The sequence below is a fragment of the Lederbergia panacisoli genome, assembly GCF_024626525.1.
Classification (GTDB): Bacteria; Bacillota; Bacilli; order Bacillales; family Bacillaceae_C; genus Lederbergia; species Lederbergia panacisoli.
The window spans coordinates 109,795-123,030 of record NZ_JANJGU010000005.1 but is presented as its reverse complement, the minus strand read 5'-3'; the positions used below and the strand labels follow the sequence as shown (position 1 = coordinate 123,030).

The window sequence follows — 13,236 nt, the reverse complement described above, 5'->3', positions numbered from 1 at the left end:
AATATATCTATATCATTGCCTAAAATTTCCACTACTGCAAGAAAGATGTTTCATAAAAATAAAATAACTCGCCCTTATAAAGCGAGTTATTGGGGTTACATTTCAAAATCTAAACTTTCCTTATTCGATTGTCCCTGCTGTTGCTGTTTTTTATTTGAAAAATTACTTGTCATCTTCTGTATTTTTTCGAAAGCAGTTGGAGCGAGATCGATCATTTTTTCGATCAAGTGTGTATTTTGCTCGAGATGAAGCATGTTTACGCCATGTTTATTGACGACTAAAAAGGCAATAGGCGTAATCGAAACACCGCCGCCACTTCCTCCTCCAAACGGTAAATATGAATTTTGTCCACCTTGTTCATCTGAACCGCTGCTGGAGGATCCGCCTCCATCTGATGAGCTTCCACTCGACTTGAACTCGCTGCCGCCCATCGCAAAACCGAACCCTACCTTTGAGACCGTTAAAATGACTCCTCCATCGGGTGTTTCTACTGGATCACCAATAATTGTATTAACATCGATCATTTCTTTCAGATTTTCCATTGCCGTTGTCATGACGCCTTGAATTGGATGCTCATCCATTAATGGTCCTCCTGTCTATCTTTTGATTTTGCCCCTCAAATTGTGGGGATCTTTGATACTTTTTCCATTCTTTATACAAATTATATCCAGCTAATATAGCTTCTCCTGTTTTTAAATCAACCATACATTGCATACTGGTCTGTGCTGAAAATCCTTGAAAATTAGGAACCACGGATATAATTGGCCGTTTTTTTAATGTCAGAAAGCTTCTGACATAAGATAATACTGTACCTTTAATAGCCCAAACCGCTCCTGCTACTGTTGCCGAAGATGCGGCATCTCCTGTCCCGATTGTTGAATGCCATTCCAGTTTGCGAACTCTAATTTTAAGCAAAAATGATTTAAGTATATGTAAAATAGACTGATCCTTTAACATTGCTTTCATTGAATCATAATCATGGATATGATCATTCATTTCATCTGCTGCTTTCTCAGATAATAAATCATTAAAGGTAAATTTCTTTTTTATCCTTATAATGCCGAAAAAAGTTACAACAGCAACTGATATATATGATTCAGAAAAACTTAGTAAAATAAACAGCTCTATTTTTATTTTCATAAAAATAAATATCCAAAAGATTAATAACAAAAAAAGGCCGCCTAAAACAGGAAGAGTCATAACCATCCCTCCGGCCTTCATTATTTCCAACTGCAAATAAAATAAACCCGCTTATGAATATGCGGGTTCAACTATTTTCGTTCGTTCATGAATCACGGTCGTATCAGCAAAAATATCATGTAGACCTTGTTTTTTAGGAGTAAAGGCGACTACTGCATATAAAAAGTTAAAAGTAGCGGAAATATACCGGCCAATCCCTTCCCTAAAAATAACCGTTCCCCATGTTAATCGTTCTCCTTTAAGTGGAATCACCTTTAAACCGAAAACCATTTTTCCTAGAGTTTGTCTGAATAATTTCGTCATTAAAATAAAATACAAATAAAAGATGAGCCCCGCGGTTATTCCATATGGCGAGATGATACCTGAATCCGAAAGGGATATGCCAATAGTTCGGAAAAGCGGTTTTACGAGAATTCCATTAATACTGAATACAATGATGCCGTCAAGCAGATAAGCCCAAAAACGCATCCAAAATCCTGCGTAATGATATGATACTAACGGCGGTTGAACTTTTTCAACAAGATTATCATTTTCCGTCATGGTTTCCCCTCCTTATTCAGAGTATAAATACAGAAGTCTAGGAGAATTTGGTTTAGAAAGAAGATTTACAATCCCCGTCATTTCTGCTTGCTTTCCACCAATTTTTTGTGCAGCCACTCCAAATAAGGATCCAAGCCCTGCATTTGATGTATAACGGACTACTTGAGCACCAGCTAGTTTATGATCTTTTTTCAGCTGCTCTACCACATCTTCTTGATAGCCAAAATCATCTATTAATCCAACTTCTTTAGCTTGTCTTCCATCATATATTCTTCCATCTGCAAGCTCGCGCACTTGTGCTTCTGTCATGCTACGACCTTCTGAAATAATTCTAACAAATTCTTCATAAGAGTTTTTCAACATCGATTGTAAAATATCTTCCTCCGCTTTTGTCATATGGCGATAAGAACTCATGATATCTTTATATGGACCGCTTTTAATAGTCATAAAATCGACTCCATATTTATCAGCGAGTTCGCTAATGTTAACACCTTGCATGATGACGCCGAGGGAACCTGTCAATGTTTCTGGACTTGCAAAGATTTTATCGGCGGGAGCTGAGATATAATAGCCTCCGGAAGCTGCCATTGAACCCATAGACACATAAATTGGTTTTTTCGTTTCTTCCTTAATTTGAACGAGTTTATGGTGGATTTCCGCTGACTCATTTGTTCCACCCCCCGGCGAATTTACACGAAGGACGATCGCTTTAATACTTTTATCATCCTTTACGGTATTTAATTGCTTCATAAATTCCCTATGTAGATAGCCATTTGTTGAAAATATCGATGATGCCTCACCCGTATCCTGGATTACCCCATCTACTTCAAGTATGGCGATTTTTTTCGCGGCATTTCCCGATTCCACAATTTCCTCAGAAAATGCTTTATTTGCTGAAAAGTTTTCTCCGAACACCTTGGAAATATCCGAAGTAAAAAGAGCGCTTGCCATGTTGACCATACTTGATACGAAAAAGACTGCGGCTGCGATTCCTAGGGCCGCCCAACGTTTACCATTCATCTGTTTTCCTCCTTTTAGTGCGTTCCCTTATTTATATACGGCTCTTTCTTTTAAATAGTTTCAAACTAATGATAAAATAAATACGTAAGATCTACTTAACTCATAAATTTCTTCCATTCAGCCAATCATTGCAACTAATCAAAGGGGGATATTTTGAAATGGAACAGCGCAATAAAATTTTCTTTTTCCATAAAAATAGTTCGGAAAGCATTGAAAAGATTTCCGTTCTAAAGGAGCTTGCGGAAAGATATGGATTCAGTATTGTAAACAATGCACAGGAAGCAAATCTTATCGCAAGTCTCGGTGGAGATGGTATGTTTTTACAAGCAGTTCGTAAAACAGGGTTCAGACAGGATTGTCTCTATGCCGGGATTGCAGATGATGGGATCCAGGGACTCTATTGCGATTTTCATATTGATAATTTACATGATATGATTGACGCCATGACGACCGAACAAATTGAAGTTAGGCGCTACCCCATTATTAAAGTGGATGTAGACAAGGAAGGCTCTTTCTATTGTTTAAATGAATTTACGATTCGATCAGGAATCATCAAGACACTTGTGATGGATGTTTTTATTGATGGCTTGCATTTCGAAACATTCCGCGGCGATGGAATGGTTATTGCAACCCCAACTGGAAGCACGGCTTATAATAAATCAATCAAAGGTGCTGTTGTGGACCCACTTCTTCCTTGTCTCCAAGTGAATGAAATGGCTTCTTTAAACAACAATCGTTATCGTACACTTGGTTCACCATTCATTCTAAGTGAGGGCAGAAAACTCGTATTGAAGGTTGTTCAAGATGGAAATGACTACCCAACTATGGGAATGGATAACGAAGCATTAAGTACTCAACGTGTTGAACAAGTCGAAATCCTTTTATCAGATAAGCGAATTAAAACCGTAAAACTAAAAAACAACTCGTTCTGGGAGAAAGTGAAAAGGACATTTCTATAATAAAAAATGAGGAAAAAGTTTTTAAAACTTTTTCCTCATTTTTAATTAAGCCGCTTTTCTTTTGTGAGTTCCCTTAATTTGCTTCCAATTTACGGATGTTAATGTGACTAAGGCAAGTGCGCTCCAGATGAAGGCAAATGCAATGAGACGGGTCGCACCAAATGGTTCTCCGTAAAGGAAAACTCCCAAAATGAGCATCATGGTTGGAGCAATATATTGAATAAAACCCATTAGATACAGTGGGATTTTTTGTACGCCTTTTGCAAAAAAGAGCAATGGTATCGCAGTTACTGCTCCTGATGCTATGAGCATGGCATCAGTTTTAAACGACCCAGAAAATAATGCACTGCTTCCTCTATACATATGAATAGAAAGATAGATAAATGCAACTGGCATAATAACGAGTGTTTCCAAAGCCAAACCGATAGAGGAATCGACCTTAATCATTTTTTTAACCAAGCCGTATACTCCAAAAGAAAAAGCAAGACCGAATGATACCCATGGAAATTTTCCATAAGAAATGGTTAATATAAGTACGCCAATCAAAGCTAGGAAAAACGAATAAATTTGAATTTTGGATAAGGTTTCTTTTAAAAAGAGCAGTCCCAGAATAATGCTTACTAACGGATTTATATAATACCCTAGGCTAGACTCTACTACTTTATCTGCATTAACCGACCAAATAAATAGAAACCAGTTTCCACTAACTAATACCGAGGCGGCTGCAAGTGCCAAGAACAATTTTGGCTGCTTCCGAAACTGTTTTAAGCTTGTTATTAATAATGGGAGCTTCTTGCTAAAAACCAACAATAAAATCATGAACCAAAATGACCAAAATATTCTATTCGCTAATACTTCATGAGCAGTCACATCGCCGATAAGTTTCCAGTATATCGGAAGAATTCCCCATGTAGTGTACGCCGCGATTGCATATAAAATTCCTTCCCGATTATGGTTCTCCATCGTATAATTCCCCTGTTATTTAGATTTACGAAATAACTTTTATTATATACGATTTATTTAAAGAAAGCTTTAGATTTTTTATTTTGAAAAACGATATTACCATCAACAATTGTCATCTCTACAATTGTTTTTAATATATCTTCTTTATCTATTGTAAATAGATCTTGATTAAATATTGTAAAATCTGCGGCGTATCCAGCCTTAATCATTCCCCGATCATGTTCATGCCCACAAGCAAATGCACTCCCTGTTGTGTAAAGGGAAATGGCTTCGAACATGGACAATCTTTGTTCAGGCATATAAACATTATGTTGTGGATCATACGGCTTTTCCCGTGTAACGGCAGCATGGATGCCAAGTATTGGATTTACCGCCTCAATCGGAGCATCTGACCCGCCTGAACAGTGAAAGCCGCTTTCAAGAAGCGTCTTCCATGCATAATTATTAGCCATATTTTTTTCCCCAATACGGTCAATGACCCATGGGAAATCAGAAGCTGTAAATCCAGGTTGAATATCAATTTCAACTTGTAGTTTTTTCGCCCTTTCAATCAAATCGGCGCGTAAAATTTGTGCATGAATCAGCCTGTCCATTGTCCCGTTTGGCGGCGGGAATTCCTCAATTACATCCAATACATATTCAAAAGCCAGGTCGCCTATTACATGAGTGGCAATGGGCATATTGTATTCGCGTGCCTTTACCAAAAGCTCTTTCAGTTCAGATAATGTGTGGATAGCCATTCCTTGAGTAGTTGGATCGTCAGCATATTTTTTACTTAAAAGTGCTGTTCTGCCGCCTAATGATCCATCAATAAATATTTTCATCGCCCCGAATTCAATATTTCCGATTTTGGACATAAATCGATAGCCATCTTTTCTCCATTCATCCACTACTTTATGGTGAACGAGTAAATGGGCTTTAAACGGCAATGTGCCATCCCCTAATACTCTTAAAAAGGTAGTTATAGCTTTTTCATATGTATCGTAATAACTTAAGTCTTCTGTATGTGCACCTGTCAAACCATATTTCCAGCAGTTTTCAATCCCTAATCTTAATGCCTTTTCAACGTATTCGCCCCCAATATTTGGCATTTTAGACAAAATAATATCTTGTGCTTCATCCTTAAAAATCCCTGTGAACTCTCCGCTTTTATCCCGCTCTATTATGCCGCCGGCAGGACCTATTTTTAAAGGATTTATATTTGCCGCGTCTATCGCTAGGGAGTTAACAGCAATTACATGCCTGCACACTCTTCTCATCACAATAGGATTGTCGGGCGCCACTTTGTCCAATTCTTTTTTTGACAGGGGCGTATTATCGATCCAAAGATTCTCATTCCACCCCTCGCCAATAATCCATTCACTTGGAGAAGATCTTTTTACTTTTTCCTTAATCGCATTCAAGACATCCGCCTTTGAAGTCATTCCCGAAACATTGAGCTGTAAAAAAGTTTCCCCATATCCAATCAGGTGCATATGACTGTCAACCAATCCCGGAATCATCATTGCACCATTTAAATCAACCTGGCGCTCAATATTGTATTTCTCTTTTAATATTGAAACGGGACCTGTTTCAATTATTTGATCATCATCTGTGAGCACCGCTTCAACCGTTTCTCCCTCTATTTCCATCGGATAAATCATTCCGTTAAACCAGATCGTTTTCATTTTATTCTCCTTCTACCATGAATATAGAAAATAATATACAAAATCAGTTTGATTTTCCAGTTAGCAGACGAAAAAGAGGCGGGGAAATTCCCGCCTCTTCAGCCATTTATATTTATTTTTTAGTGGGAGTGGCCACCAAGTTGTTGTTCAGCCATTTGTACAAGACGCTTAGTGATTTCACCACCTACAGAACCGTTGGCACGTGAAGTTGTGTCTGCACCAAGATTAACACCAAATTCTGATGCAATTTCAAATTTCATTTGGTCTAGTGCTTGTTGTGCACCAGCGACTACTAGTTGATTGCTATTACTATTTGGCATGTGTTTTCACCTCCTTGTAATCATAGAATGTGCGAAAACACTTGCCTTCATTCAAGCATTCACTGGTAATTGTTCCTTGCAATTCATAATCTTTCTAACTCAAAATAGATCCTGAACATCATTATCATTTTGTTTTTTTCTTTCACTGACCATAATGGTTTCAGTATTCTCAATAGCTTCACTCAATAAAGGTTCCCATTCATATTTTTGTTCAAAAGAAACAACCTTTTCCAATCTTGGACGAGTTTTTGGAGAGGGCGGAGTAAAAATGGTACAGCAATCTTCATATGGCCGGTTCGATATTTCTAATGTATCAATCTCTTCAGCAATCTTAATAATATCAATTTTATCCATCGTAATAAGCGGGCGTAATATTGGCGTGCTCGTCACATCATTGATCGCATACATACTATCCATTGTTTGACTTGCCACTTGTCCCAGGCTCTCTCCTGTAATTATCGCTAGTCCCTCATGTTTTTTTCGAAGTTCTTCGGTAATTTTAAGCATCATTCTTCTAGTTGATGTCATCGAATAACCTTCGGGAATTTCTTTATGGATTGTTTCCTGTATTTTTGTAAATGGAACAATATGAATTTTGACACTCCCTGAATATTCGGCTAGCTTATGAGCTAGATCAATAACCTTTTGTTTTGCCCTCTCACTTGTAAAAGGAGGGCTATGAAAGTGAACTGCTTCTATCGCCACTCCACGCTTCATTGTCAAAAAACCAGCAACCGGGCTATCAATTCCACCTGAAAGCATAAGCATCGCTTTCCCAGATGAAGCAATCGGAAAACCGCCCGCTCCTTGAATAACTTCACCGGAAATATACGCAGCATCATGCCTAATTTCAACAATCAAATTTATATCCGGATTTTTCACATTCACTTTAATATCTTCAACATTTATTAGAATATGCGCACCAACGGCATGATTTAATCCATTCGTATCGTATTCAAACGATTTATCCGATCTTCGGGCACTTACTTTGAACGTATTTCCAGATTTGTGAGCCCGGTTGATAATATGCAAAGCTGCACTTCGAATTGCATCGATATTTTTCTCCGTTTTAATAGCAGGGCTAAATGATTGAATGCCAAAAACCTTTTTAAGTCCTAGCATAACAGGTTCAACTGGTTCCCCGTTTAATTGTATATACATACGATCCCATTCAGATTCAATGCGGATGTTTTTAAAATTCCTTAGAATAAATTTTATATTTTTCTTCAATTTTAAAACAAAATGTTTTCGGTTTCGGCCTTTCAGTGACATCTCACCATATCGTATTAATATTCTGTCATAGTTCATTTATTTCGCCCCATCACTTTATTTAATCGCTCTAACACTTCATCTAGAGCCTTTAAAAATTGTTTTGCTTCATCTATATTATTTTCATACGAGAGACTAATGCGAACTGCAGCATTAGCAATTTTCTCATTTATACCAAGCGCCAATAACGTACTGCTAGGGGCATTGTCCTTGGAAGAACATGCACTCGTTGTTGAAACGATAATCCCTTCTTCTTCAAGCGCGTGAACAATCACTTCCCCTTTATATCCAACGACGGAAAAATTCACTATATGGGGGGCTCCGTACTGTGGTGATTGAATGGCAATTCGCGGGTCCTTCTGAAGTTCGGAAAACAAAAAGTCACGAATTTTTTGAAGAGAATCACTCTTGTTTTGTTGATCTAATAATTCTATTCTGAGCGCTTTCGCCATAGCCACGATTCCGCCCGTATTTTCTGTACCGCTTCGCAATTTTTGCTCTTGATTTCCCCCCGTTACTTGGGGATCAAGCAATATACTTTGTCTTTTATATAAAAAACCGTTTCCTTTAAGACCGTGAAACTTATGTGCAGAAAATGTGCATAGATCAACATAAGATCCATAAAGATCAATGGGGATTTTCCCCACTCCTTGTACATGATCAATATGGAAAATCACTTTCGGATATCGGGTTAGCATTTTTCCAATTTCTTTAACGGGCTGTATCGAACCGATTTCGTTGTTAACGTGAATAGTCGAAACCAAAATCGTATTGTTCGTGATCGCTGCTTCAATATCATCTACTGAAACTCTTCCTTCCTTATTGACAGGCAAATATGTCACGTCAAACCCCATTTGTTCCAACTGTCTACAGGGTTCTGTTACAGATGGATGTTCAATAGAGGTCGTAATAATATGATTTCCTCTACCTCTATACTTTAGAGCTACTCCTTTAATGGCTAAGTTATTTCCTTCCGTGCCTCCAGAAGTAAAGATGATTTCGGACGTCTTTACACCGATTAGATTAGAGATTTGTTCGCGTGCTTTACTAATCAAACTTTCAGCCCTTCCTCCAAAATTATGAAGTGAGGACGCATTTCCGTAGAAATCACGATTTACTTTTACATACGTATCCAATACTTCCTCATAAGGCTTTGTTGTCGCACTATTATCGAAATATATCATTATCAACACACCTTCAAAAAATCTATGTAGCAATTTTAAATCATAACATTGAATATAAAAAAGAAAAAGGACTTATCTTATGATTTGAAAGTTTTCAAAATTCATCCAAAAAAGCTTGTAGAGTCTCTACAAGCTTTCACTTTGGAATTATTATTGATTGACCAATTCTTCTTTGAAAATTTCTTCGATCCGCTTTAATGCACCAGGTTCAATTTCTTCCACCGCAGTAGCAGCCTGTTCAAGAGCTGATTTATATTCGTAATTTCTAAATGCCTGCTCAGCTTTCTCAAGATTGGCCCGTAATTGCGGATTTCGTCCCCTATACCTGTTTCCATATTGAATAACTTGTTCAGCAAGACGAGCATTTTCAATGTGTTCTTCTGTCCTTGAATATAAATAATCAACAGTGTCTGTCGCGTCATATAAAAATTTTTGGACTGAATTAATATTAAGCGGCTTTCCATCTAAGCTTTTATAGACGTCGTTAATTTGTTCCTCAGCCTGTTCATAAAGGGATTCAAAATCTCCCGGCAGCCCTGGCATCCGACTTTTCTTAACGAGCCAAATGATTTCCTTAATTTTCTTCTGCAAAATCTCTATATTCCTTCTAACTTCCAATTCATCTTTCCTAAGGTTTTGCAGCTTTTCTATAAAGTCATTTTGTTCCTGTTGCAATGCTTTGATTTGAGTATCAATCTCTTTTAATTCTTCACTTAAAAGAGTGAAAGCAGTATGCTCCTCAGATATTTTTGCTTGCAAAAGCTCATAGCGTTTGGAAAGCTGGCTTAAATTCTTTTCAAACTGAATTGGCGAAGCTAGATCATCCTCTAATAATTGATAACTATGTTGAACAATTTTTGTTTCATTGCCTATTTCAGCGTTAACTTCTTTTAGATGATTGATTGTCGCGTCAGCATTTTCATTTTCCTGCAAAATATAATGTTTGGCGTACACTTCTTTTTCAAGTAAATCGTAGAGCGTTTCAATCTTTTCCTTTATTTCAATCAGGCCATTTTCAACGTCTTCCGTTTCTGTTTCTTTGAGAAACCCGATATATGTCTCAAGTTCTTTATCAAGCTTCTCAAACTCCCGATCAATATCCAAATGCTCCAATACAAAACCTTGCTGCTTCATTTCATGAAACCCATCTTTAAGCTCACCTTTTTGTGAAGGTATCACTGTTTGACATTCAGTCAATAAGTCAGGTATTTTTTCCATTTTAATTATCAATTGTTCCAATTCAGAAGCAAGGGTTATTACAACTTTACGGGCATCCAAATAATTTCCGTGATTCGTCAATTCTTCATAGTTAGCAATTTTTTCACCCATTACATCAAGCAATTGCTCAAGCTTCTCAGCCGCAACACCATAAATATGTCGGTGAGCCAGCACATTCTTTTTTGAATTGCGATACTGATCAAGCAATCCTTCGATTTCTTCCCTGTTTTTCTCTTCACTGCCGATCAGTTCAGCTAACTCTTCTAGGATCAGATTGATTTGGGCTTCAGTGTCTTCAAGCATTTTTTCAATTTTAATGTGAGTTTCTTTCGCCTTATTAAATCGGTATTTATCCGAATATTCTTCCGCGTAGAATAGCATTTCATCGATATTAGGAAGTTGAACAGCAATAATATCATCCCACAGCCCACGCCAGCGCTCGAACATCTCTTCTGTTTGACCCGTCATATTTAACTTTTTCACTTTTGCCATTTCTTCCATGACAGGGCGATTCATTAATTCCATTTTTCTTGATTCGAGCTTGTCGATATCCTTGTAATATTTTTTTCTCATAATATATCCTACAACAAAAAAAATAAGGACTATAATAATCGAAGCAATCACGATTTCCACACTGTATTTCATAGTAAGCCCCCTGTTCCTTCCATCTTTCAACCGATCATCTATGTAAAATACGTTCGTTAAGAATGAATTTAAAGTTTATGTTCTTCTATAATACCACGAAGGCGACAATTTTTGACTAATAAAAGCATTTTTTACGCAATAAAATTGAAAATTTTACTAAAAGGAAATTATAACAAATCTTGAAAATAAAAAAACGCCTAAAGTAGGCGAATATTGATAATTAAACCGGTAATTTTTTTATGTTTGATGAAACACTTTCTTCTTCAGATCCAATTAAAACAAGGAGCCAGTTTTTGATAGAATTAAAATATTTTTCAGCAAAATACGGCTCTTGGGGAATCATCCCCCACACTTCACGAACGTATAAATTATTTAGATAGGGCATCATAAGCATCCCTTTTAATTGAATGACAATCATACTGATTGAAACAGGAGTCTTGTTTTCTTTTAAGGCAGATTGAATCATCGTCGTAAAAAAATATTGCTCTTTCATCAAATATAACGAAATCATTTCACGGGAAGTTTGGGAATCAATTGTCACTTCTCTCCAGACAAACCGTGCTAGTTGATAATGTTTACTTTGAAAATACATGACTTTTTTAATCGACCTTATTAAGCATAGTTGGGCAGAATCATTTTCAAGCTTTTCCGTCTCTTGTTCCAAAAATGATAAGTACGGTTCAAAAAAATAGATAAGGCATTCTTCCAGTAACCCTTGCTTATTTTTAAAATAATATGCAATATTAGCAGGATTTACATTAGCTCTTCTAGCAATATCACGAATCGACGTGCCTTGATAGCCTTTTAAATTGAACAATGCAATGGCCGCTTCTATAATAGATTCTTGTGTATTCATACGATCCCCGCTTTCAAAGTCTTGAATATTACGAAAAAATATGTAAAAATAGTTCAACAGTTAAACTATAGATTCTACTAATATATATGTACATTTCGAGAGAAAAGCGCGAACTCCTCCGAAGACTTATCGACAGTTTGTGCGAGGATCTCGGTGTGATGAAGATATTTGTAAAAATTTGTTGCGAAAGGGTGGAAACAATGTTTGAAGTAAAAGAATATAGTAAAGATCGAGTAAAAAATTATGAGCTAGTGACAAAGCAATTGGCTGCACTATTAGAAGGAGAGCCTAATCAGATTGCAAATTTAAGCAATTCTTCTGCGTTGCTAAATCAATTTCTAGATCGAATCAATTGGATCGGTTTTTATTTACTTGAAGATGGCGAACTTGTACTTGGTCCCTTCCAAGGCTTGCCAGCATGTGTAAGAATTCCATTAGGAAAAGGTGTCTGTGGAACATCTGCAGCAAACCAAGAAACCATCGTCGTCGCTGATGTTAACCAATTCCCTGGCCATATCGCATGCGACGCCGCATCCCAATCTGAAATTGTCATACCTTTAGTTAAAAATGGTGAACTGCTAGGAGTCCTCGACATCGATAGCCCGGAAAAGAACCGATTTGATGACTTGGATAAAGAATATTTAGAAAAGTTTGCTGAGGAATTGTTGCGTCATATTTAAAAATGTGTGTGATTCGGACTGAAAATCACAGCAAAGCTTGATTTCAGTCCGAATCAGCACCGAATTCGAACTGTATTCAGAGCAATTCTTAATTTCAGAACGAATCAGCACCGGATTCGTACTGTATTCAGAGCAATTCTTAATTTCAGAACGAATCGGCACCAAATTCGAACTGTATTCAGAGCAATTCTTAATTTCAGAACGAATCGGCACCGGATTCGAACTGTAATCAAAGCAATTCTTAATTTCAGAACGAATCAGCACCGGATTCGTACTGTATTCAGAGCAATTCTTAATTTCAGAACGAATCGGCACCGGATTCGAACTGTATTCGGAGCAATTCTTAATTTCAGAACGAATCGGCACCGGATTCGTACTGTATTCAGAGCAATTCTTAATTTCAGAACGAATCGGCACCGGATTCGTACTGTAATCAAAGCAATTCTTAATTTCAGAACGAATCGGCACCGAATTCGAACTGTATTCAGAGCAATTCTTAATTTCAGAACGAATCAGCACCGGATTCGTACTGTATTCAGAGCAATTCTTAATTTCAGAACGAATCAGCACCGGATTCGTACTGTAATCAAAGCAAAGCTTGATTTCAGGACGAATTAGAAACGGATTCGAACTGAAATCGGGGCCCACCCCGATTTCAGCCCGAATCATTACATATTTGGACTATAATTAGGAGTACACCTGTATTTAGTACGAA

Annotated in this window: 14 protein-coding genes; 2 read left to right on the top strand and 12 right to left on the bottom strand. The window is 37.2% G+C overall.

All coding sequences use genetic code 11. The features are described from left to right. Positions 1–95 precede the first annotated feature (95 nt). From ytfJ to sppA, 4 genes are read right to left on the bottom strand one after another with little or no spacing between them, the layout of a single operon-like run. A complete protein-coding gene (ytfJ, locus tag NQ185_RS09525) occupies positions 96–581 on the bottom strand; it encodes a GerW family sporulation protein (RefSeq protein WP_257581436.1) in 486 nt (161 codons plus the stop codon). Further along, entirely contained in the window at positions 574–1,200 is a 627-nt protein-coding gene (locus NQ185_RS09520; RefSeq protein WP_257581434.1) for a DUF2953 domain-containing protein, read from the bottom strand. Before NQ185_RS09520 ends, ytfJ begins: the two co-directional genes overlap by 8 nt. Positions 1,201–1,251: 51 nt before the next feature. Further along, positions 1,252–1,740: an RDD family protein gene (locus NQ185_RS09515; RefSeq protein WP_257581433.1), complete on the bottom strand. Its 489-nt coding sequence runs from the start codon at positions 1,738–1,740 to the stop codon at positions 1,252–1,254. 12 nt (positions 1,741–1,752) lie between these two features. Beyond that, positions 1,753–2,760 carry a signal peptide peptidase SppA gene (gene sppA / locus NQ185_RS09510; RefSeq protein ID WP_257581432.1) on the bottom strand — a complete coding sequence of 336 codons (1,008 nt, stop codon included), beginning with the start codon at positions 2,758–2,760 and terminating at the stop codon, positions 1,753–1,755. Positions 2,761–2,918: 158 nt separating this feature from the next. Between sppA and NQ185_RS09505 the strand changes: the two genes are divergently transcribed. Beyond that, entirely contained in the window at positions 2,919–3,719 is an 801-nt protein-coding gene (locus NQ185_RS09505) for an NAD kinase (RefSeq protein ID WP_257581431.1), read from the top strand. Between the two features lie 45 nt (positions 3,720–3,764). Here the strand turns inward: NQ185_RS09505 and rarD are convergent, their stop codons facing one another. The 7 genes from rarD to refZ all read right to left on the bottom strand — a co-directional run bounded on the left by rarD (position 3,765) and on the right by refZ (position 11,841). Further along, positions 3,765–4,682 carry an EamA family transporter RarD gene (gene rarD, locus NQ185_RS09500; protein ID WP_257581430.1) on the bottom strand — a complete coding sequence of 306 codons (918 nt, stop codon included), beginning with the start codon at positions 4,680–4,682 and terminating at the stop codon, positions 3,765–3,767. Positions 4,683–4,735: 53 nt separating this feature from the next. After that, the gene (locus NQ185_RS09495) at positions 4,736–6,349 is read right to left on the bottom strand and encodes an amidohydrolase (RefSeq protein ID WP_257581429.1); all 1,614 of its coding nucleotides are present in this window, start codon (positions 6,347–6,349) and stop codon (positions 4,736–4,738) included. A 119-nt stretch (positions 6,350–6,468) separates the two neighbouring features. Next, the gene (locus NQ185_RS09490) at positions 6,469–6,669 is read right to left on the bottom strand and encodes an alpha/beta-type small acid-soluble spore protein (RefSeq protein WP_257581428.1); all 201 of its coding nucleotides are present in this window, start codon (positions 6,667–6,669) and stop codon (positions 6,469–6,471) included. Positions 6,670–6,768: 99 nt separating this feature from the next. Then, positions 6,769–7,977, bottom strand: coding sequence for a tRNA uracil 4-sulfurtransferase ThiI (gene thiI, locus NQ185_RS09485; RefSeq protein WP_257581427.1), 1,209 nt, complete (start codon positions 7,975–7,977; stop codon positions 6,769–6,771). Further along, the gene (locus tag NQ185_RS09480) at positions 7,974–9,122 is read right to left on the bottom strand and encodes a cysteine desulfurase family protein (RefSeq protein WP_257581426.1); all 1,149 of its coding nucleotides are present in this window, start codon (positions 9,120–9,122) and stop codon (positions 7,974–7,976) included. Before NQ185_RS09480 ends, thiI begins: the two co-directional genes overlap by 4 nt. A gap of 150 nt (positions 9,123–9,272) precedes the next feature. Further along, a complete protein-coding gene (ezrA, locus tag NQ185_RS09475) occupies positions 9,273–10,985 on the bottom strand; it encodes a septation ring formation regulator EzrA (protein WP_257581425.1) in 1,713 nt (570 codons plus the stop codon). 220 nt (positions 10,986–11,205) lie between these two features. Continuing rightward, positions 11,206–11,841 carry a forespore capture DNA-binding protein RefZ gene (gene refZ, locus NQ185_RS09470; RefSeq protein ID WP_257581424.1) on the bottom strand — a complete coding sequence of 212 codons (636 nt, stop codon included), beginning with the start codon at positions 11,839–11,841 and terminating at the stop codon, positions 11,206–11,208. 200 nt (positions 11,842–12,041) lie between these two features. Here refZ and msrC point away from each other — a divergent pair, with 200 nt between their 5' ends. After that, positions 12,042–12,521, top strand: a complete 480-nt coding sequence (gene msrC, locus NQ185_RS09465; RefSeq protein WP_257581422.1) for a free L-methionine (R)-S-oxide reductase MsrC — start codon at positions 12,042–12,044, stop codon at positions 12,519–12,521. On the opposite strand, the gene NQ185_RS09460 is transcribed toward msrC, so the two are convergent. After that, on the bottom strand, positions 12,483–13,169 hold the full coding sequence (locus tag NQ185_RS09460; protein WP_257581421.1) for a hypothetical protein: 687 nt from the start codon (positions 13,167–13,169) through the stop codon (positions 12,483–12,485). The genes msrC and NQ185_RS09460 overlap by 39 nt on opposite strands. Between the last annotated feature and the right edge of the window lie 67 nt (positions 13,170–13,236).